Annotated in this window: 15 protein-coding genes and 1 pseudogene; 7 read left to right on the plus strand and 9 right to left on the minus strand. The window is 68.2% G+C overall.

The window, feature by feature from the left end; genetic code table 11:
• Positions 1-7: 7 nt before the first annotated feature.
• The 6 genes and pseudogenes from QFZ67_RS31735 to QFZ67_RS31760 form a co-directional block, all read right to left on the minus strand.
• Entirely contained in the window at positions 8-679 is a 672-nt protein-coding gene (locus QFZ67_RS31735; protein WP_307664479.1) for a FadR/GntR family transcriptional regulator, read from the minus strand.
• A 35-nt stretch (positions 680-714) separates the two neighbouring features.
• Positions 715-1,185 (minus strand): annotated as a pseudogene (locus tag QFZ67_RS31740) (LLM class flavin-dependent oxidoreductase); the annotation flags it as partial.
• Positions 1,186-1,257: 72 nt separating this feature from the next.
• Positions 1,258-2,868 (minus strand): glycerol-3-phosphate dehydrogenase/oxidase, encoded by a 1,611-nt coding sequence (locus QFZ67_RS31745; RefSeq protein WP_307664480.1) that lies wholly within the window; start codon positions 2,866-2,868, stop codon positions 1,258-1,260.
• A 6-nt stretch (positions 2,869-2,874) separates the two neighbouring features.
• Positions 2,875-4,410 carry a glycerol kinase GlpK gene (gene glpK, locus QFZ67_RS31750; RefSeq protein WP_307664481.1) on the minus strand — a complete coding sequence of 512 codons (1,536 nt, stop codon included), beginning with the start codon at positions 4,408-4,410 and terminating at the stop codon, positions 2,875-2,877.
• Positions 4,411-4,445: 35 nt separating this feature from the next.
• Positions 4,446-5,234, minus strand: coding sequence for an MIP/aquaporin family protein (locus QFZ67_RS31755; RefSeq protein ID WP_307664482.1), 789 nt, complete (start codon positions 5,232-5,234; stop codon positions 4,446-4,448).
• Positions 5,235-5,466: 232 nt separating this feature from the next.
• A complete protein-coding gene (locus tag QFZ67_RS31760) occupies positions 5,467-6,231 on the minus strand; it encodes an IclR family transcriptional regulator (protein WP_307664483.1) in 765 nt (254 codons plus the stop codon).
• 237 nt (positions 6,232-6,468) lie between these two features.
• On the opposite strand from QFZ67_RS31760, the gene metH reads away from it, so the two are divergent.
• The 3 genes from metH to QFZ67_RS31775 all read left to right on the plus strand — a co-directional run bounded on the left by metH (position 6,469) and on the right by QFZ67_RS31775 (position 12,816).
• Positions 6,469-9,981: a methionine synthase gene (gene metH, locus QFZ67_RS31765; RefSeq protein ID WP_307664484.1), complete on the plus strand. Its 3,513-nt coding sequence runs from the start codon at positions 6,469-6,471 to the stop codon at positions 9,979-9,981.
• A 97-nt stretch (positions 9,982-10,078) separates the two neighbouring features.
• Positions 10,079-10,780, plus strand: a complete 702-nt coding sequence (locus tag QFZ67_RS31770; RefSeq protein ID WP_307664485.1) for an HAD family phosphatase — start codon at positions 10,079-10,081, stop codon at positions 10,778-10,780.
• 440 nt (positions 10,781-11,220) lie between these two features.
• Positions 11,221-12,816, plus strand: a complete 1,596-nt coding sequence (locus QFZ67_RS31775; protein WP_307664486.1) for an ABC transporter substrate-binding protein — start codon at positions 11,221-11,223, stop codon at positions 12,814-12,816.
• A gap of 77 nt (positions 12,817-12,893) precedes the next feature.
• Here the strand turns inward: QFZ67_RS31775 and QFZ67_RS31780 are convergent, their stop codons facing one another.
• Together QFZ67_RS31780 and QFZ67_RS31785 are read right to left on the minus strand one after the other, a co-directional pair.
• Positions 12,894-13,565 carry a response regulator transcription factor gene (locus QFZ67_RS31780; RefSeq protein ID WP_307664487.1) on the minus strand — a complete coding sequence of 224 codons (672 nt, stop codon included), beginning with the start codon at positions 13,563-13,565 and terminating at the stop codon, positions 12,894-12,896.
• A 14-nt stretch (positions 13,566-13,579) separates the two neighbouring features.
• Complete coding sequence (locus tag QFZ67_RS31785) at positions 13,580-14,440, minus strand: RecB family exonuclease (protein ID WP_307664488.1); 861 nt, start codon at positions 14,438-14,440, stop codon at positions 13,580-13,582.
• Positions 14,441-14,548: 108 nt separating this feature from the next.
• Between QFZ67_RS31785 and QFZ67_RS31790 the strand changes: the two genes are divergently transcribed.
• The 3 genes from QFZ67_RS31790 to QFZ67_RS31800 all read left to right on the plus strand — a co-directional run bounded on the left by QFZ67_RS31790 (position 14,549) and on the right by QFZ67_RS31800 (position 17,606).
• Complete coding sequence (locus QFZ67_RS31790) at positions 14,549-15,799, plus strand: site-2 protease family protein (protein ID WP_307664489.1); 1,251 nt, start codon at positions 14,549-14,551, stop codon at positions 15,797-15,799.
• Between the two features lie 165 nt (positions 15,800-15,964).
• The gene (locus QFZ67_RS31795) at positions 15,965-16,852 is read left to right on the plus strand and encodes a tRNA (adenine-N1)-methyltransferase (RefSeq protein ID WP_142216178.1); all 888 of its coding nucleotides are present in this window, start codon (positions 15,965-15,967) and stop codon (positions 16,850-16,852) included.
• A 184-nt stretch (positions 16,853-17,036) separates the two neighbouring features.
• Positions 17,037-17,606 carry a hypothetical protein gene (locus tag QFZ67_RS31800; protein ID WP_307664490.1) on the plus strand — a complete coding sequence of 190 codons (570 nt, stop codon included), beginning with the start codon at positions 17,037-17,039 and terminating at the stop codon, positions 17,604-17,606.
• Positions 17,607-17,610: 4 nt separating this feature from the next.
• On the opposite strand, the gene QFZ67_RS31805 is transcribed toward QFZ67_RS31800, so the two are convergent.
• Positions 17,611-17,922 (minus strand): ferredoxin, encoded by a 312-nt coding sequence (locus QFZ67_RS31805; protein WP_307664491.1) that lies wholly within the window; start codon positions 17,920-17,922, stop codon positions 17,611-17,613.
• 253 nt (positions 17,923-18,175) lie between these two features.
• Between QFZ67_RS31805 and arc the strand changes: the two genes are divergently transcribed.
• The gene (arc, locus tag QFZ67_RS31810; protein ID WP_307664492.1) at positions 18,176-19,942 is read left to right on the plus strand and encodes a proteasome ATPase; all 1,767 of its coding nucleotides are present in this window, start codon (positions 18,176-18,178) and stop codon (positions 19,940-19,942) included.
• Positions 19,943-20,196 lie beyond the last annotated feature (254 nt).

A 20,196-nucleotide genomic window follows, 5' to 3' on the forward strand; every position in this document is an offset into this window, starting at 1 on the left:
GCAGGCGCTACAGCGTCGACCTCAGCCACTGCTCCACGCTCGCGATATGCACCGTCGCCCACGACCGCGCCGCCTCCGCATCCCGGTCCCGCAGCGCCGACAGGATCGCCCGGTGCTCGTGGAGCGTACGGCTGACCGCGTCCTCCTGCGTCAGACCGCGCCAGACCCGCGCCCGGGTCGTCGGGCCGGACAGCCCGTCGAGCAGCGAGCAGAGCACCGAATTGCCCGAGGACTGCACAATGCCGCGGTGGAACTCGAGGTCGGCGGCGACCAGCTCCTCCACCGATGGCTGCGGACCGAGCGCGTCCAACTGGGCGCTCAGCACGTCCAGTTCGCCCTCGCTGATCCGGGTGGCGGCCATCGCGGTGGCGGCCGGTTCCAGGATGCGGCGTACGGCAAGGAACTCCAGCACCGTGTCGTCCCGGTGGAAGTCGACGACGAAGCTCAGGGCCTCCAGCAGCAGCTGCGGGTCCAGGCTGGTGACGTAGGTGCCGTCGCCTTGCCGTACGTCGAGGATGCGGATCAGTGACAGCGCGCGCACCGCCTCACGCAGCGAGTTGCGTGACAGGCCCAGCTCGGCGGCGAGTTCGCTCTCCTTGGGGAGGCGGTCGCCTGGGCGCAGCGCACCCGAGACGATCATTCCCTTGATCTTCTCGATGGCTTCGTCGGTGACAGCCATGGGCGACCTCCATACATCCGATGTATCGGCCCCCATTATGCGTCCCAAAGGGTGGTCGGAGCCTCCTTCCGCACGATTGGGGCGATCTCCTCGGCGAATCGCTGGAGCGTTTCGATCTGTTCTGCCCGGTCGAGCCCGAAACCGTCCACCGTGATCGACTGCAGATCATGCCGGTACACCGCGTGATAGCTCAGGATCTTGTCGATGATCTGCTGCGGACTGCCGATGAGCTGCGGCCCGTTCGCTATGGCGTCCTCGATGGTGCGGAAGGGGGTGTTGTAGCCCGCCTTGCCCTCCAGGTGAGGCTTGAAGGTCTGCGCCACCTTCGCCTCGTAGAGCTCCTTGAAGCGCTCCACCGCCTGCCGCGAGGAGTCGGCGATCAGCAGCCCCCCGGAGCCCGCCGCCACCCGGGCGCCCGCGGGGTCGTGGCCGTACGCCTCGAAGCGCTCGCGGTAGTGGGCGATCAGCTTCGCGTACGCCTCACGCGGCTGGATTGAAGCTGCCGTATGGCACGAGAAGGGGCGGCCTCCTGGGAGGCCGCCCCTTACTCATCAACCGGTGTCAGTCCCTGACCGGTATCAGTCCTTGTCGACGAGCAGTTTGTCGACCTTCTCGCGGATCTCGTCCGTCGCGAGGCCCCGGATGGTCAGCGTCGTACGGCGGCGCAGTACATCGTCCGCCGTCTCGGCCCACTCGTGGTCGCGCGCGTACACGACCTGCGCCCAGATCTCCGGCGCGTCCGGGTGTATCCGCTCGCCCAGCGCCGGGTTGTCGTTGGCGAGGCGCGCGATGTCGAAGGAGAGCGAGCCGTAGTGCGTGGCCAGGTGCCGAGCGGTGTCCGCGGCCATCCGCGGGCCGGGCGTTCCGCCGTCGACCAGCAGCCGGTGCGCGACCGCGTTCGGGTTGGCAATACCCGGCAGCGGGAGCTTCTTCGGCAGCCGCGAGATCGGCTCCATGTCCTCGGCCAGCGGCTGCCCGGGCAGGGCGGCCAGCTTGTTCATCACCGTACGGCCGATGTGGCGGAAGGTCGTCCACTTGCCGCCGGCCACCGACAGCATGCCGGCGCTGCCCTCGGTGACGACCGTCTCGCGCTTGGCCTTGGAGGTGTCGCCGGGGCCGCCCGGCAGCACCCGCAGACCCGCGAAGGAGTACGTGATCAGATCGCGGGACAGCTGCTGGTCGCGGATGGAGAACGCGGCCTCGTCCAGGATCTGCGTGACGTCCTTGTCGTTGACCGCGACATCCGCCGGATCGCCCTCGTACTCCTCGTCGGTCGTGCCGAGCAGCAGCATGTCCTCCCAGGGGAGGGCGAAGGTGATGCGGTACTTGTCTATCGGGGTCGCCAGCGCGGCCTTCCACGGCGAGGTGCGCTTGAGCACCAGGTGCGCGCCCTTGGACAGGCGGATGGACGGAGCCGCGTTCGGGTCCTCCATCCTGCGCAGGTGGTCGACCCACGGTCCGGTGGCGTTGAGCACCAGGCGCGCGCTGACGCCGAACTCCGTACCGTCCATACGGTCCTTGAGCTCAGCGCCCGTCACCCGGCCCTTGGTGAAGCGCAGCCCGGTGACCTCGGCGTGGTTGAGCACGGTCGCGCCCGACTCGACGGCCGCGCGGACCGTCATCAGCGCCATCCGGGAGTCGTTCATCTGGTCGTCGCCGTACACGGCAACGGCCTTGAGGTTCTCCGTACGCAGCTCGGGAACGTCACGCTGTGCCTTGGCCGCGCTGATCACATGGCCGACGCCGTCGCCGAACGCGGAGAGCGCGGAGTAGGCGAAGACGCCCGCCCCGAGCTTCGCCGCGCCGTGCGGTCCGCCCTTGTAGACCGGCAGATAGAAGGTGAGCGGGTTGGCCAGGTGGGGAGCCACCTGACGGGATACCGCGCGCCGCTCGAAGTGGTTCTCCGCGACCAGCTTCACCGCGCCGGTCTGCAGATAGCGCAGACCGCCGTGGAGAAGCTTGGAGGAGGCGGAGGAGGTGGCGCCGGCGAAGTCGCCGGCGTCCACCAGAGCCACCCGCAGCCCGGACTGCGCAGCATGCCAGGCGGTGGAGATGCCCAGGATGCCCCCGCCGATCACCAGGAGGTCGTATGTCGCCTTGGAAAGCTGCTCCCGAGTTTCGGCGCGGCTCGGCAGGGAGCCGGAGGCCGGGTGCGTCCCAAGGGAAGGGACGCTCTGCAGGGTGGTCATCTCGAATTACTCCTCGTCAGCGTCGTCTTCGAGCCAGCCCATGGTCCGCTCGACGGCCTTGAGCCAGCTCTTGTACTCGCGGTCCCGTTGGTCCGCATCCATGTGGGGGGTCCACTCGGCGGCCCGGCGCCAGTTGGCGCGCAGAGCGTCGGTGTCCGGCCAGTAGCCGACGGCCAGACCGGCGGCGTAGGCAGCGCCGAGGCAGGTTGTCTCGGCGACCATCGGGCGCACCACCGGTGCGTCCAGGAAGTCCGAGAGGGTCTGCATCAGCAGGTTGTTGGAGGTCATGCCGCCGTCGACCTTGAGCGCGGTCAGCTCGACGCCGGAGTCCTTGGTCATTGCGTCACTGATCTCGCGGGTCTGCCAGGCGGTGGCCTCGAGAACGGCGCGGGCGATGTGCGCCTTGGTGACATATCGGGTCAGGCCGGCGATCACACCGCGGGCGTCGGGACGCCAGTACGGGGCGAAGAGACCGGAGAAGGCCGGTACGAAGTACGCGCCGCCGTTGTCCTCGACGGAGGAGGCCAGCGTCTCGATCTCGGCGGCGGAGTTGATCAGGCCCATCTGGTCGCGCATCCACTGCACCAGCGAACCGGTGACGGCGATGGAGCCCTCAAGTGCGTACACCGGTGCCTGGTCGCCGATCCGGTAGCCGACGGTCGTCAGCAGGCCGTTGTACGAGTTGACGGGCTCGTGACCGGTGTTCATCAGCATGAAGGTGCCGGTGCCGTACGTCGACTTGGCCTCGCCCTCGGCGAAACAGGTCTGGCCGAACAGGGCCGCCTGCTGGTCACCGAGCGCCGAGGCGACCGGCACACCGGCGAGGGCGCCGCCCTTGGCGGTCCCGTACACCTCGGCGGAGGAACGGATCTCCGGCAGCACCGCGGCCGGGACGTCCATCGACTGGAGGATCTTCTCGTCCCAGTCGAGGGTGTGCAGGTTCATCAGCATGGTGCGCGAGGCGTTGGTGACGTCAGTGACGTGGCGGCCGCCGTCGACGCCGCCGGTCAGGTTCCAGATCACCCAGGAGTCCATGGTGCCGAAGAGGATCTCGCCACGTTCGGCACGCTCGCGCAGGCCCTCGACGTTGTCGAGCAGCCAGCGGATCTTCGGGCCGGCGAAGTACGAGGCCAGGGGCAGGCCGGTCTCGCGGCGGAAGCGGTCCTGACCGACGTTGCGGCCGAGCTCCTTGCAGAGCGCGTCGGTGCGGGTGTCCTGCCAGACGAGGGCGTTGTGCACCGGCTCGCCGGTGTTCTTGTCCCAAAGGACGGTGGTCTCGCGCTGGTTGGTGATGCCGATCGCCTTGACGTCGGCGGCGGTGATGCCCGCCTTCGCGACGGCGCTGTCGACGACTTCCTGGACATTGGTCCAGATCTCGGCGGCGTTGTGCTCCACCCAGCCCGGCTTCGGGAAGATCTGCTCGTGCTCCTTCTGATCGACGGAGACGATCCGGCCGTCCGTGTCGAAGACGATGCAGCGGCTGGAGGTGGTGCCCTGGTCGATGGCCGCGATGAAGGGGCCGGTGGTGTGTGCGTCGCTCACGGGTGTGCTCCTGGAGGCTGTAGGTGTCGGTCGGCTCAGGCAAACGCGATGTTGTAGATACCCGCGGCAATCGCTCCGCCGACCAGCGGGCCGACGACGGGAATCCAGGCGTAGCCCCAGTCGGAACCGCCCTTGTTCGGCAGCGGGAGCAGGGCGTGCACGATGCGCGGGCCCAGGTCACGTGCGGGGTTGATGGCGTAGCCGGTGGGGCCACCGAGCGAGAGGCCGATGCCGACGACGGTGAAGGCGACGATCAGTGCGCCGATGACGCCCAGGCCCTTGCCGCTGTCGTTGAGGCCCTGGGTGAGCACGGCCAGGACCAGCACCACGGTGCCGATGATCTCGGTGGCCAGGTTCTGCCACACGACACGGACCTCGGGGCCGGTGGAGAAGACACCGAGCACCGGTCCGGCCTTCGGCGCGGCCTGCTCGCTGACCAGGCCTTCCTCGTGCGGCGGCGCGGAGATGATCTCCGGGTCCGTGAGGTGGGCCTGGAACTGTCCGTAGTACGTGATCCAGACCAGAGCGGCACCGAGCATGGCGCCGAGCATCTGCCCGGCTATGTAGACCGGAACGTTGCTCCAGTCCCCGTCCTTGATCGCGATGCCGACGGTGACCGCCGGGTTGAGGTGGGCGCCGGACAGGGTGCCCGTCATATAGACGGCGACCATGACCGCGAAGCCCCACCCGAAGGTGATGGCCAGCCAGCCGGCGTTCTGAGCCTTCGAGCGCTTGAGTACGACGGCGGCGACCACGCCTCCGCCGAGCAGGATGAGTACGGCGGTACCAATGATCTCGCCGATGAAGATGTCGGAGCTGGACACCCGCGACTCCTTTGTCCTTCGTTCCAGGGGAAGCCGAACCCCGGGTCCCTCCGGTGGTCCGCGCCCTCAGGTGAGGGCGTTACCGGCCCTGGCATCGCCACACTCTAACGCGTATTGCCGGTAGGTGTTCGGCAATGCCGACCGATGAACGGAAGTTTTGCCCTCTGGTTAACAGGACGTCAAGGGCTTGTGGCCGAGAGACTCGATCGTTACCGATGGACTGACAAAAGACTCAAAAGCGCCCGGCGCCGAGGTCCCTGGAAACCGCCCTGGCACAGTCCCGTACCGCCGCGACCAGCTCGGAACGCAGCTCGCCGGAGTTGCAGACCCGCTCCACGGCACCCGTTATGGCAACCGCGCCGACCGGCATGCGGCGCCGGTCGTGGATGGGCGCTGCCACCGAGGCGACGCCCTCCCAGGTCTCCTCCACGTCGGCCGCCCAGCCCTGGGCCCGGGTGTGGTGGAGCACCGACTCGAACTCCTTCAGACCGGTAACGGTCCGCGGGGTGAAGACCTTGCGCTCGACCTCGAGGACCTCGGTGTGCGCCACCGGGTCGTACGCCGAGAGCACCTTCCCCAGCGCGGTGGAGTGCAGTGGCTGCATGGCCCCGACCTCCAGGACCTGCCGGCTGTCGTCGGGCCGGAAGACGTGGTGGACGATGAGGACGCCGTGCTGGTGCAGCACCCCGAGGTGGACACTCTCGCCGCTGGAGCGCGCCAGGTCGTCCGTCCAGACGAGGGCGCGGGCGCGCAGCTCGTGGACGTCCAGATAGCTGTTGCCGAGCCGGAGCAGTTCTGCCCCCAGCTGGTAGCGGCCGGACGCCGGCTCCTGCTCGACGAAGCCCTCGGCCTGGAGTGTGCGCAAAATGCCGTGGGCGGTGCCCTTGGCCAGGTCGAGCGAGGACGCGATGTCGGACAGGCCGAGCCGGCGCTCCCCGCCCGCGAGCAGCCGCAGCATTGCTGCCGCTCGCTCGAGCGACTGGATGTTCTTCGCCATCTCTCGGCCCTTCTCCACTGCGGTTCGACAATGCTGAACACTATCGGTCGATGTCGACCTTGGTTACCGCAGTGCGAGATCTTCGTGGCCGAAAGTCATCACATGGGCCGGGAACATGATGCCGTCCGGCCCGTGGGACGCCCACCCCTTCGTCGGCCCGCCCGGCTACGCTGGCCCCGTGCGCCTTCCACCGGAAGACGCAAAGCCGACAGCCGTCGCACTCCAGGGAGCACATCCATGGCCTTGTTGCCGACCCCTTCCGCTGACAGCCGGACCCGAATCGAAGCCCTGCGCGAAGCCCTCGCCACGCGAGTCGTCGTGGCCGACGGGGCGATGGGCACGATGCTCCAGGCGCAGGATCCGACGCTCGAGGACTTCGAGAACCTCGAGGGCTGCAACGAGGTCCTGAACGCGACGCGCCCGGACATCGTGCGGTCGGTCCACGAGGCGTATTTCGAGGTCGGCGTCGACTGTGTCGAGACGAATACGTTCGGCGCGAACCTCGCGGCGCTGGGGGAGTACGACGTTCCCGAGCGGGTCTTCGAGCTCTCCGAGTCCGGGGCGCGGATCGCGCGTGAGGTCGCGGACGAGTTCACGGCGTCGACGGGGCAGCAGCGGTGGGTGCTCGGCTCGATGGGGCCGGGCACCAAGCTCCCCACGTTGGGCCACGCGCCGTATGTGAAGCTGCGGGACGCCTATCAGCAGAACGCGGAGGGCATGATCGCGGGCGGCGCGGACGCGCTGCTGGTCGAGACGACGCAGGACCTGCTTCAGACGAAGGCCGCGATCCTGGGCGCCCGCCGTGCCCTGGACGCGACCGGCACCAACCTCCCCCTGATCTGCTCGGTGACGGTCGAGACGACCGGGACGATGCTGCTCGGCTCGGAGATCGGCGCGGCGCTGACCGCGCTGGAGCCGCTGGGCATCGACATGATCGGCCTGAACTGCGCCACGGGACCGGCCGAGATGAGCGAGCACCTGCGCTACCTCGCCCGGCACTCTCGTATCCCGCTGTCCTGCATGCCGAACGCCGGGCTGCCGGTCCTCGGTAAGAACGGCGCGCACTATCCGCTGTCGGCGGGTGAGCTCGCGGACGCGCAGGAGACGTTCGTACGCGAGTACGGGCTGTCGCTGGTGGGTGGCTGTTGCGGTACGACGCCGGAGCATCTGCGGCAGGTCGTCGAGCGCGTCCGTGATCTCGCTCCGACCGAGCGTGAGCCGCGTCCGGAGCCGGGCGCCGCGTCGCTCTACCAGACGGTGCCGTTCCGCCAGGACACGTCCTTCATGGCGATCGGTGAGCGTACGAACGCGAACGGGTCGAGGAAGTTCCGTGAGGCCATGCTGGAGGGCCGCTGGGACGACTGTGTGGAGATGGCCCGGGACCAGATCCGCGAGGGCGCGCACATGCTCGACCTGTGTGTCGACTATGTCGGCCGGGACGGTGTCGCCGACATGGAGGAGCTGGCCGGCCGGTTCGCCACCGCCTCCACTCTCCCCATCGTGCTGGACTCGACCGAAGTCGACGTCCTTCAGGCCGGGTTGGAGAAGCTGGGCGGCCGTGCGGTCATCAACTCCGTCAACTACGAGGACGGTGACGGGCCCGAGTCGCGGTTCGCGAAGGTCACCAAGCTCGCCGTCGAGCACGGTGCGGCGCTCATCGCGCTGACCATCGACGAGGAGGGCCAGGCGCGCACGGTCGAGAACAAGGTCGCGATCGCCGAGCGGATCATTGACGATCTGACCGGGAACTGGGGTGTGCTGGAATCCGACATCCTCATCGACACACTCACGTTCACGATCTGCACCGGCCAGGAGGAGTCGCGCAAGGACGGCATCGCCACGATCGAGGCGATCCGTGAACTCAAGCGCCGCCGTCCGGATGTGCAGACCACGCTGGGCCTGTCGAACATCTCCTTCGGCCTGAACCCCGCCGCCCGGGTCGTCCTGAACTCCGTCTTCCTGGACGAGTGCGTGAAGGCCGGACTGGACTCGGCGATCGTGCACGCCTCGAAGATCCTGCCGATCGCCCGCCTGGAGGAGGAGCAGGTCAAGGTCGCCCTGGATCTGATCTACGACCGGCGCGCCGAAGGCTACGACCCCCTGCAGAAGCTCATGGAGCTCTTCGAGGGCGTCAATATGAAGTCGATGAAGGCGGGCAAGGCCGAGGAACTCCTGGCCCTGCCGCTGGAGGAGCGGCTCAAGCGCCGGATCATCGACGGCGAGAAGAACGGCCTGGAGGCCGACCTCGACGAGGCGCTCCAGACCCGCCCGGCTCTCGCAATCGTCAACGACACACTCCTGGAGGGCATGAAGGTCGTCGGTGAGCTGTTCGGCTCGGGCCAGATGCAGCTGCCGTTCGTGCTGCAGTCCGCCGAGGTGATGAAGAACGCGGTGGCCTACCTCGAGCCCCACATGGAGAAGTCGGATGCGGACGGCAAGGGCACCATCGTCCTTGCCACGGTCCGTGGTGACGTCCATGACATCGGGAAGAACCTCGTCGACATCATCCTGTCGAACAACGGCTACAACGTCGTCAACCTCGGTATCAAGCAGCCGGTTTCGGCGATCCTGGAGGCGGCCGAGGAGCACCGCGCGGATGTGATCGGCATGTCGGGTCTGCTGGTGAAGTCCACGGTGATCATGAAGGAGAACCTGCAGGAGCTGAATCAGCGCAAGCTGGCCGCCGACTACCCGGTCATTCTCGGCGGGGCGGCGCTGACGCGGGCGTATGTGGAGCAGGATCTGCACGAGATCTACGAGGGCGAAGTCCGCTATGCCCGTGACGCGTTCGAGGGGCTGCGTCTGATGGACGCCCTGATCGCGGTCAAGCGCGGTGTCCCCGGGGCCGTCCTGCCGGAGCTGAAGCAGCGGCGGGTGGCCAGGCGCGACACTGCGGTGCTGGAGGTCCAGGAGCCGGAGGGCGCGGTCCGCTCGGATGTCGCGATCGACAATCCGGTGCCGCAGCCGCCGTTCTGGGGCACCCGGGTCATCAAGGGCATCCAGCTGAAGGAGTACGCGTCCTGGCTGGACGAGGGCGCGCTGTTCAAGGGCCAGTGGGGCCTCAAGCAGGCCCGGACCGGCGACGGCCCGACGTACGAGGAGCTGGTGGAAAGTGAGGGCCGGCCGCGGCTGCGCGGCTGGCTGGACCAGCTGCACACCAGGAACCTGCTGGAGGCGGCCGTGGTCTACGGCTACTTCCCCTGCGTGTCCAAGGGCGACGACCTGATCCTGCTCAACGAGGACGGCTCCGAGCGCACCCGCTTCTCCTTCCCCCGCCAGCGCCGCGGCCGCCGCCTGTGCCTCGCCGACTTCTTCCGCCCCGAAGAATCCGGCGAGACCGACGTGGTCGGGCTCCAGGTCGTGACCGTGGGCTCGAAGATCGGTGAGGCCACCGCCGAGCTCTTCGAGTCGGACTCGTACCGGGACTATCTCGAACTGCACGGCCTGTCCGTGCAGTTGGCCGAGGCGCTCGCCGAGTACTGGCACGCCCGGGTGCGCGCCGAGCTCGGCTTCGCGGGCGAGGACCCGGCCGACGTGGAGGACATGTTCGCGCTCAAGTACCGCGGCGCGCGGTTCTCGCTCGGTTACGGAGCGTGCCCGGACCTGGAGGACCGGGCGAAGATCGCCGAGCTGCTGCAGCCGGAGCGGATCGGTGTCCAGCTCTCCGAGGAGTTCCAGCTCCACCCCGAGCAGTCCACCGACGCCATCGTCATCCACCACCCCGAAGCGAAGTACTTCAACGCACGTTAGTCGGCCGAGTCGTACACTGGTCGGTCCAGTGCAGGCCGGTCGCCTTCCCCATCTGGGAGGCGACCGGCCTTCTCGTCCCTCAGTGGAGGTGTGCCGGATGACCAGCACGGTCCCCGCGTCCTTGACCCGTTCGGCCGAGGGCTCTGCCCTGCAGGCTGTTTTTCTCGACATGGACGGCACCCTCGTGGACACCGAAGGCTTCTGGTGGGACGCGGAGGTGGAGGTCTTCGCCGATCTCGGCCATGCGCTCGACGAGGCATGGCGGGATGTGGTGGTCGGCGGCCCCATGACGCGCAGCGCCGGCTATCTCATCGAGGCGACCGGCGCAGACATCACGCTGGCCGAGCTGACCGTGCTGCTCAACGACCGTTTCGAGGACCGCATCGGGCGCGGTGTGCCGCTGATGCCGGGCGCTGCCAGGCTGCTCGCCGAGCTCGCCGCGCACGAGGTGCCCACCGCCCTGGTCTCCGCCTCCCACCGCCGCATCATCGACCGCGTCCTCGCCTCGCTCGGTCCCCAGCACTTCGCGCTCTCGGTCGCGGGTGACGAGGTCTCGCGTACGAAGCCGCACCCGGACCCCTATCTGCTGGCCGCCCGGGGGCTTGGCGCGGAGCCGGCGAGATGCGCCGTCATCGAGGACACGGCGACCGGTGTGGCGGCCGCGGAGGCGGCCGGCTGCCGGGTGGTCGCCGTACCGTCCGTGGCGCCGATCGCGGCCGCCGACGGCCGGGTGGTCGTACGTTCGCTCGAAGAAGTGGACCTTGGTTTCCTACGCACCCTCATCACCACGATGAACTGAGGCATATACGGTCCGTATTTCCCCCGTGCATCCGTCAATGGGTTTCGTTGCGTGATTTTCATCACTCTGAGTGGTCACGCACAGGTGGGTCCGGATCGCTGCGCACCCTGACCAGGGGTGCCGGGCCTGCCTTTGTGTCCGCATTGGTGGAGTGGTGTACGAATCGTTCCGTCGCATGCTCGCTCACTCGCGGGCATGACTGATCACGGAGTGATTACGACCCCAACTCTGCCCTGGTCACGCTGTCCTGACGTCTCCGACTAATCTCATCGCGAGTACTTCGCCGCTCACGGATGTATCCCGGCGGTTGCCCAAGCCATCCGGAAGTCAGTGCCGATCGCTCTGTTTCCCGGCCCGATCGCACCGCTCCGAACGGGCGGCCGCGGCGGAGTGCCCAAACCATCGCTGTAACCCAGTGCCGGATGAGGAGAACGTCCAGGATGAACCGTAAGACTTTGGTGCTGCCGGCCGTGGTCGGCCTGCTCGCGCCCGTGCTCGTCGCCTGCGGCGGGACGGACGGCGGGTCCGGCGGCGGTGATGCCATTGTCGTGGGCACCACGGACCAGTTCATCGCCACCGCGGACGCGCCCGCGCCCCTCGACCCGGCCTACGCGTACGACACCGGTTCGTGGAGCGTGCTGCGGCAGACCGTACAGACGCTGATGCACGCTCCGCGCGGCGGCGGCGCGCCGGTGCCCGAAGCGGCCCAGTCCTGCAGCTTCACGGACAAGGTCAGCGAGAGCTACCGCTGCAAGCTGCGCAGCGGGCTGAAGTTCGCCGATGGCAGCGCCATCACCGCCGAGGACGTGAAGTTCTCCATCCAGCGTGTCCTGGACATCAACCCCGACAGCGGCACGGCCTCCCTCCTTGCGAACATCGACACGATCGAGGCCAACGGCGACGAGGTGGTCTTCCACCTCACCACGCCGGACGCGACCTTTCCGTACAAGCTCTCGACACCCGTCGCCGCCATCGTCAGCAAGAAGCACTACGACGGCAAGAAGCTCCGCGAGGGCCTCGAGGTCGACGGCTCCGGCCCGTACACCATGAAGACCGAGGCCAAGGGCGGTCAGATCGCCAAGGTCATCTTCACCAAGAACCCCTCCTACCAGGGCGACATCAAGCTCCGCAACGACAAGGTCGAGCTGCGGTCCTTCCCGGACGCCGACACGATGGGCAAGGCGCTCGAATCCGGCGACATCGACATCATGACCCGTGCGATGTCTCCCGAGCAGATCAGGGATCTGTCCGAGAACCCCAAGGAAGGCATCGAGCTCACCGAGATGCCGGGTCTGGAGATCCGCTACCTCGCCTTCAACACCAATGACCCGTCGGTGAAGAACAAGGCCGTCCGGCAGGCCATGGCAGCCGTCGTCGACCGCGGCCAGATCGCGGGCCAGGTGTACGGCGCCACCGCCGAGCCGCTCTACTCGCTCATCCCGACGACCATCGCGGCGCACACCAACTCCTTCTACAACAAGTACGGCGAGCCGAGCCGCAAGAAGGCCGCGGACATCCTGCGCGACGCCGACATCACCACGCCGGTGAAGCTGAAGCTCCACTACACAACCGACCACTACGGCGCCGGTACGGCCAAGGAGTTCGAGGCGCTCAAGAACCAGCTGAACGCCACCAAGCTCTTCGACGTCACCGTCGAGGGCACTGAGTGGGCGAAGTTCGTTCCGGCCCAGAAGCGCGGCGACTACGCCGTCTACGGCCTTGGCTGGTTCCCCGACTTCCCGGACCCGGACAACTACATCGCTCCGTTCCTGGACAAGGGCAACTTCCTCAACACCCCGTACGTGAGCACCGTGGCGCGGCAGCTCATCCCGCAGTCGCGCCGCGCCGCCGACCGGACCGCCGCGTCCGACGCCTTCACGCAGATTCAGGAGATCGTCGCCACCGACGTGCCGTTCCTGCCGCTGTGGCAGGGCAAGCAGTACGTCGCCGCCCGCACCGGCGTCACCGGCGTCGAGCGGGTGCTCAACTCCAGCTCGGACCTGCAGCTCTGGGAGCTCGGAAGCGGCACCGAATGACCCCCGCGGTATCCGGATGAAGCAGTCGGCGGCGGGCCGTGGCCCGCCGCCGACTGCGTTTCGTCAGGTCGGTGGGATCACTGCGCGCCGGGGCGCACCAGACCGCTCTCGTACGCGTACACCGCGGCCTGCACCCGGTCGCGCAGGCCCAGCTTCGTCAGCACATGGCCCACATGCGTCTTGACCGTGGTTTCGCTGACGAACAGATCCGCGGCGATCTCGGCATTGGACAGCCCCCGCGCGACCAGCTTGAGCACCTCCACCTCGCGGTCGGTCAGTGTGTGCAGCGTGTCCGGGACCGGCTCCTCGCCGGACGGCAGATGGTCCGCGTACTTGTCGAGCAGCCGGCGCGTGATGCTCGGCGCCAGCATCGCCTCGCCCGCCGCCACCACCCGGATCGCCTGGACCAGCTCATTGGCGGGCGCGTCCTTCAGCAGGAAGCCGCTCGCGCCGGCCCGCAGCGCCTCCACCACGTACTCATCGAGGTCGAAGGTGGTCAGCACCAGCACCTTCGCCGGGCCGTCGCGTCCGGGGCCGGTGATCTGCCGGGTCGCCTCGACGCCGTCCATCCGGGGCATCCGGATGTCCATCAGCACCACATCAGGCTGCAGCGCCCGCACCTGGTCGAGGGCCTGGAGGCCGTCCCCGGCCTCGCCGACGACCGCGAGGTCCTGCTCCGCCTCCAGGATCATCCGGAAGCCGGTGCGCAGCAGCGGTTGGTCGTCGACCAGTAGGACGCGGATAGCCACGGGTACTCCTTCGTTTAGACCGGGCCCATTCTGCCCTGGCCATCCTCGGCCGAAGCGGTCGGGGAAATGCTCAGCGGGTATACCGGGGGAGTGCCGCCGAATTCCGGACACATCGCCTGGTGGTCGCACCAGCCGCACAGCTTCGTCGGCCGCGGTCGCCAGTCACCCGATTCGGTGGCCTGTCTGATCGCGTCCCACAGGGCCAGCAGCTTGCGCTCCATACGCTCCAGGTCCGCCGGGACCGGGTCGTACGTCAGCACATCGCCGCTGCCCAGATACACCAGCTGCAGCCGGCGCGGCACAATGCTTTTCAGCCGCCAGATCACCAGCGCGTAGAACTTCATCTGGAACAGCGCGCCCTCGCTGTACTCCGGGCGCGGGGCCTTGCCCGTCTTGTAGTCGACGATCCGCACCTCGCCGGTGGGCGCCACATCGACCCGGTCGATGACCCCGCGCAGCCGCAGCCCCGACTCCAGCTCCGTCTCGACGAACATCTCCCGCTCGGCGGGCTCCAGGCGGGTCGGATCCTCCAGCGAGAACCACCGCTCGACCAACTGCTCCGCCTCGCCCAGCCACCGCGTCAGCCGCTCGCCCTCGGCGTCCTCGGCGAACAACTCGCCCAGCTCCGGCTTGGTCTCGAGCAGCCGGTCCCACTGGCCAGGGATCAGCGCCCTGGCGCGCGGAGCCGTGCGCTCCGCCGCCGGGGCGTCGAAGAGCCGCTCCAGCACCGCATGCACCAGCGTGCCGCGGGTAGCCGCCTCGCTGGGCTTCTCGGGCAGCTTGTCGATCACCCGGAACCGGTACAGCAGGGGACACTGCATGAAGTCGCTCGCCCGCGACGGCGACAGCGAGGTGGGCTGCTGACTCGTACTCATGACTCAGACCCTACGGCCCGCCACTGACAGCGAGCGGAATACCATCGACCTCAGACCCTCGCGCACTGCATGATCGAGCGAGCGACGCATTCGCAATGAAGGGGACCCGTGAAAGAGGACGACACGAGCGGTGAGCGCAAGCGGCCGCAGTCCGGTACGGGGGGAGCGGAGCCCGAGGGCGGCAAGCCCCGGCGCTCCGACGGCCCCGGCGGCGGCATTCTGATGGGCCGTCCCTTCGGCGTGCCGGTCTACGTCGCCCCCAGTTGGTTCATGGTCGCGGCCCTCATCACCTGGGTCTTCGGCGGTCAGCTCGACCGCGTGCTCCCCGAACTCGGCGGTGCGCGCTATCTCGTCTCCCTCTTCTTCGCGGTCGCCTTCTACGCCTCCGTACTCGTCCACGAACTGGCCCACACCATCGCCGCGCTGCGCTTCAAACTGCCGGTGCGCCGCATCCAGCTGCAGTTCTTCGGCGGCGTCTCCGAGATCGAGAAGGAGTCCGAGACTCCGGGCCGCGAGTTCATCCTCGCCTTCGTCGGGCCGCTGCTCTCGCTCGTGCTGGCAGGCGTCTTCTACCTCGGCCTGCAGGCCGTGGAGCCCGGCACGGTCCCCGGTGTGCTGCTGGCCGGCCTGATGATCTCCAACCTCATCGTCGCCGCGTTCAATCTGCTGCCCGGGCTGCCGCTCGACGGCGGCCGGATGCTGCGTGCCGTCGTCTGGAAGATCACCGGCAAGCCGATGGCGGGCACCGTCGCCGCGGCCTGGGTCGGCCGGGCGCTGGCCGTCGCCGTCCTCATCGGTCTGCCGCTGCTCACCCACACCGGCGCCCTCGGCAACGCCACCGAAGACATCGGCGGCATGGAGACGGTCACCGACGCGCTGCTCGCCGCGATTCTGGCCGCGATCATCTGGACCGGTGCGGGCAACAGCCTGCGTATGGCCCGGCTGCGCGAACACCTCCCCGAGCTGGAGGCCCGTACGCTCACCAGGCGCGCCGTCCCCGTCGAGTCCGACACCCCGCTCTCCGAGGCCCTGCGCCGCGCCAACGAGGCGGGCGCCCGCGCGCTGGTCGTCGTCGACGGCCACGGTGAGCCGAAGGCCCTGGTCCGCGAGACGGCGATCGTCGGCGTCCCGGAACACCGCCGGCCGTGGGTCGCGGTCAGCGGCCTCGCCCAGGAGCTGACGGAGGGCATGAAGGTCTCGGCCGAACTCGCGGGCGAGGCCCTCCTCGACAAGCTGAGGGCGTCCCCGGCGACGGAGTACCTGGTGGTCGAGAAGACGGGCGAGATCTACGGCGTACTGTCCACGGCGGACGTGGAGCGCGCCTTCGTAGCGGCGATGGCACGGCCGGCTGCTTCTTAGAGGCTCGGTTCTCCCCCTGCCTTCGGCGGGGGGACCCCCACGGGGCTCCCAAGACGCTGCCGAGGCGAGCGCTCAGTCGGCTCAGGGTGCGCTCGCCCGGCGGCCGGGGCGGGTACCCAGGTCCTCGTGGTCCCCGGGGCCGACAGGGGCCGGTAGGCTGGTCACATGTCCGAACCGACCGGTGCCGCCCGCCGACGCGGGCCCTTCAAGGTCGGGGACCAGGTCCAGCTCACCGACCCCAAGGGACGCCACTACACGTTCACGCTCGAGGCCGGGAAGAATTTCCACACCCACAAGGGTTCCTTCCCGCACGACGAGCTGATCGGTGCTCCCGAGGGCAGTGTTGTCCGTACCACGGGAAACGTCGCCTACCTCGCGCTGCGCCCCCTGCTCCCCGACTACGTCCTGTCCATGCCCCGCGGCGCCGCCGTGGTCTACCCCAAGGACGCGGGGCAGATCCTGGCCTTCGCCGACATCTTCGCCGGCGCCCGCGTCGTCGAGGCGGGGGTGGGCTCCGGCTCGCTCAGCGCCTTCCTGCTGCGCGCCATCGGCGACCACGGGATGCTGCACTCCTACGAGCGCCGCGAGGACTTCGCCGAGATCGCCCAGCAGAACGTGGAGCGCTACTTCGGCGGCCCGCACCCCGCCTGGCAGCTCACCGTCGGCGACCTCCAGGACAACCTGACCGACGCCGACGTCGACCGCGTGATCCTGGACATGCTCGCCCCCTGGGAGTGCCTGGAGGCCGTCTCCAAGGCGCTCGTGCCCGGCGGCATCCTCTGCTGCTACGTCGCGACCACCACCCAGCTGGCGCGGACCGTGGAATCCATCCGCGAGATCGGCTGCTTCGCCGAGCCGCAGCCCTGGGAGTCGATGATCCGCAACTGGCACGTCGAAGGTCTGGCCGTCCGCCCCGACCACCGGATGATCGGCCACACCGGATTCCTCGTCACCGCCCGCCGTCTCGCCGACGGTGTGGAGCCCCCGATGCGCCGCCGCCGTCCCGCCAAGGGCGCTTACGGCGAGGACTACGAAGGCCCCAACAAGGGCTGACACCCGCACAACGCACGGACGCCGCCGCCGAGTTCCCGCGACATCGCAGGGAACTCGGCGGCGGCGTCTTTACGTTGACCGTTTCTTGACGAGCGCATTCGGACCCCGCTGTTCCGCACTCACTGTGACGTATGGCACGATGCAGGCCACCCCCACCGGACCGCCGTCACAGGAGACATCCCGCGTGCAGACCTCCGCCGTCCCGGACCTCGCGCACACCCACGCCCGCCCGGTGCACTGGCTGGCCACGGCGACGGCGATGGCCGCGGTCGTCGCGGCCGCCGGACTGCTGCAGCCCAGGGCCGCCACCGCGTCCCAGGCGGGCGCTCCCGGCACGGGCAGCGCTGCCGCCGCGGCCCCCGATCCGGCAGGCGTGCAGCTCCCGCTGGAGTGCGGCGGGGCGAAGACCGTCGTGACCGGCAAGGCTTCGGGCGATCTCGACGGCGACGGCAGCCCCGAGACTGTGGCTGTAGCCCGCTGTGACGCCGGCTCCGGCACTCCGCCGAGCGGCGTGTTCGTACTGACCCAGGGCAGGGGTACGGGTCCGCGCGTCGTCGCGACGCTGCTCGAGCCCTTGGAGAAGCAGTCCGTCAAAGACTTCGCTGTACGTGACGGAGCGGTTACGGCGACGTTGCTCGGCTACTCCTCGCCGGACGTGCCGAGCTGCTGCCCCGACCAGCAGGAGAAGGTCAAGTGGCGGTGGCAGGGCGGGAAGTTCGTCCGCAGCGCCCCGGCGCAAGCGCGCAGTATGTGATTTGTCACTCTGCGTCGGGGCCGTAGACCTCGACGCTGTCCGAAACGCGACGCACATGGATACAGTCGCCCGGGCACTCCTTCGCGGAGTCCACGACGTCCTTCAGGAGCGGCAGTGGTACGGGCGTTGTGGCGCCCGGGTTCTGGAGCAGTTCGTCCTCGCCGCTCTTCACATACGCGAGCCCGTCGATGTCCAGCTCGAAGACCTCGGGGGCGTACTGCGCACAGATCCCGTCCCCGGTGCAGAGGTCCTGGTCGATCCAGACCTCCAGGGCCTCCCCGATGCCTTCGGTGGGAGCCTCGTGCTGCACGGTCATATCTCCTGCCGTTTCCTTCTTCGGGTGTAGCAATGTGAAGCAAGTCGTGCCAGCCCTGACGGGTGTTGAACGCTTCGACGATACAACCGCCCGCTTTCCGATGTTGATGGGTGGGTATTCCCCTGGCGTGAGGGAGAGCGCAAGGGTGAAGATCGGACACACCCCTACCGTCTTTGTGATCTAGGGGTTTCAATCACCACCCGCCCAGGTAGGGTCAGGAAGCGTCCAGCTCCCCATGGAGGAGGTGAGGACCGTGGCAGCCCACGACGACGACATCAACCGCGGCATCCGGCCGGGGCGAGGGTCTGAAGACCCCGCCGGTCAGGTTGCCTATCTCGAGCAGGAAATCGCCGTCCTGCGCCGCAAGCTCGCCGACTCTCCGCGTCATACGAGGATTCTCGAAGAGCGGATCGTCGAGTTGCAGACCAACCTGGCCGGCGTCTCCGCACAGAACGAGCGGCTCGCCAATACGCTCCGTGAGGCCCGCGACCAGATCGTGGCCCTCAAGGAGGAGGTCGACCGGCTCGCTCAGCCGCCGGCCGGCTTCGGTGTCTTCCTGCAGGCCAATGAGGACGGCACCTGCGACATCTTCACCGGGGGCCGCAAGCTCCGGGTGAATGTCAGCCCCAGCGTCGAGCTCGACGAGCTCAGGCGGGGCCAGGAAGTCATGCTCAACGAGGCGCTCAACGTGGTCGAGGCCATGGAGTTCGAGCGCGCCGGGGACATCGTCACCCTCAAGGAGATCCTCGAGGACGGCGAGCGCGCCCTGGTGCTCGGGCACACCGACGAGGAACGGGTGGTGCGGCTTGCGGACACGCTGCTGGACACCACCATCCGCCCCGGCGACGCCCTGCTGCTCGAACCCCGCTCCGGCTACGTCTATGAAGTGATCCCGAAGAGCGAGGTCGAAGAGCTCGTCCTCGAAGAGGTCCCGGACGTCGACTACGACAAGATCGGCGGTCTGGGCGGCCAGATCGAGATGATCCGCGACGCGGTCGAGCTTCCGTACCTCCACCCGGACCTCTTCAAGGAGCACGAACTGCGGCCGCCGAAGGGCATCCTGCTCTACGGCCCGCCCGGATGCGGCAAGACGCTGATCGCGAAGGCCGTCGCCAACTCCCTTGCCAAGAAGGTCGCCGAGGTGACCGGTCAGCCCGCGGGGAAGAGCTACTTCCTCAACATCAAGGGCCCCGAGCTCCTCAACAAGTACGTCGGTGAGACCGAGCGGCACATCCGCCTGGTCTTCCAGCGTGCCCGGGAGAAGGCGAGCGAGGGCACCCCCGTCATCGTCTTCTTCGACGAGATGGAATCCCTCTTCCGCACCCGTGGTTCCGGCGTCAGCTCGGACGTGGAGAACACCATCGTCCCGCAGCTGCTCGCCGAGATCGACGGTGTGGAGGGCCTGGAGAACGTCATCGTCATCGGCGCCTCCAACCGCGAGGACATGATCGACCCCGCGATCCTGCGCCCCGGCCGGCTCGATGTGAAGATCAAGATCGAGCGTCCGGACGCGGAGGCCGCAAAGGACATCTTCGCCAAGTACCTGACGGCCTCGCTGCCGCTGCACTCGGACGACCTGTCCGAGCACAATGGCTCCAAGGAAGCCGCCGCGCACGGGATGATCCAGTCCGTCGTGGAGCAGATGTACGCGGAATCCGAGGAGAACCGCTTCCTCGAGGTCACGTACGCCAACGGCGACAAGGAAGTCCTGTACTTCAAGGACTTCAACTCCGGCGCGATGATCCAGAACATCGTCGACCGGGCCAAGAAGATGGCCATCAAGGCCTTCCTCGACCACAACCAGAAGGGCCTTCGGGTCTCCCACCTCCTCCAGGCATGCGTGGACGAGTTCAAGGAGAACGAGGACCTGCCGAACACCACCAACCCGGACGACTGGGCCCGGATCTCCGGAAAGAAGGGCGAGCGGATCGTGTTCATCCGCACCCTTGTCACCGGAAAGCAGGGCGCGGACACCGGACGTTCCATCGACACGGTGGCGAACACCGGTCAGTACCTGTAGAACGCAGACCGGCTGCGGATGCTGGAGGCCCCCCCGCCGAAAGCAGGGGGGCGGGGCATCCGCAGCCGAATGCTTTTCCGACAGGTCCAGCCATAGCCGGAGCAATGACGAAATTGATCTCCCCACCAGTGCAGAGGCGTTCTAGGCTCTTCGGTACCACCGAGTCGCGCAGTGCGGGGACGGGCACCGCACAGGCACCGGAGAGACAGCGGTACTTGAGCGCCGTTCCCGGAGGGGAGCGCCGCCGGGCAAGG

Source organism: Streptomyces sp. V1I1 (assembly GCF_030817355.1).
GTDB lineage: Bacteria > Actinomycetota > Actinomycetes > Streptomycetales > Streptomycetaceae > Streptomyces.

Bases quoted from the DNA above. Each gene is read 5' to 3' on its own strand.
- QFZ67_RS31735 (WP_307664479.1), bottom strand. From the start codon at position 679: ATGGCTGTCACCGACGAAGCCATCGAGAAGATCAAGGGAATGATCGTC.
- QFZ67_RS31745 (WP_307664480.1), bottom strand. From the start codon at position 2,868: ATGACCACCCTGCAGAGCGTCCCTTCCCTTGGGACGCACCCGGCCTCC.
- QFZ67_RS31760 (WP_307664483.1), bottom strand. From the start codon at position 6,231: ATGGCGAAGAACATCCAGTCGCTCGAGCGAGCGGCAGCAATGCTGCGG.
- metH (WP_307664484.1), top strand. From the start codon at position 6,469: ATGGCCTTGTTGCCGACCCCTTCCGCTGACAGCCGGACCCGAATCGAA.
- QFZ67_RS31770 (WP_307664485.1), top strand. From the start codon at position 10,079: ATGACCAGCACGGTCCCCGCGTCCTTGACCCGTTCGGCCGAGGGCTCT.
- QFZ67_RS31775 (WP_307664486.1), top strand. From the start codon at position 11,221: ATGAACCGTAAGACTTTGGTGCTGCCGGCCGTGGTCGGCCTGCTCGCG.
- QFZ67_RS31785 (WP_307664488.1), bottom strand. From the start codon at position 14,440: ATGAGTACGAGTCAGCAGCCCACCTCGCTGTCGCCGTCGCGGGCGAGC.
- QFZ67_RS31795 (WP_142216178.1), top strand. From the start codon at position 15,965: ATGTCCGAACCGACCGGTGCCGCCCGCCGACGCGGGCCCTTCAAGGTC.
- QFZ67_RS31805 (WP_307664491.1), bottom strand. From the start codon at position 17,922: ATGACCGTGCAGCACGAGGCTCCCACCGAAGGCATCGGGGAGGCCCTG.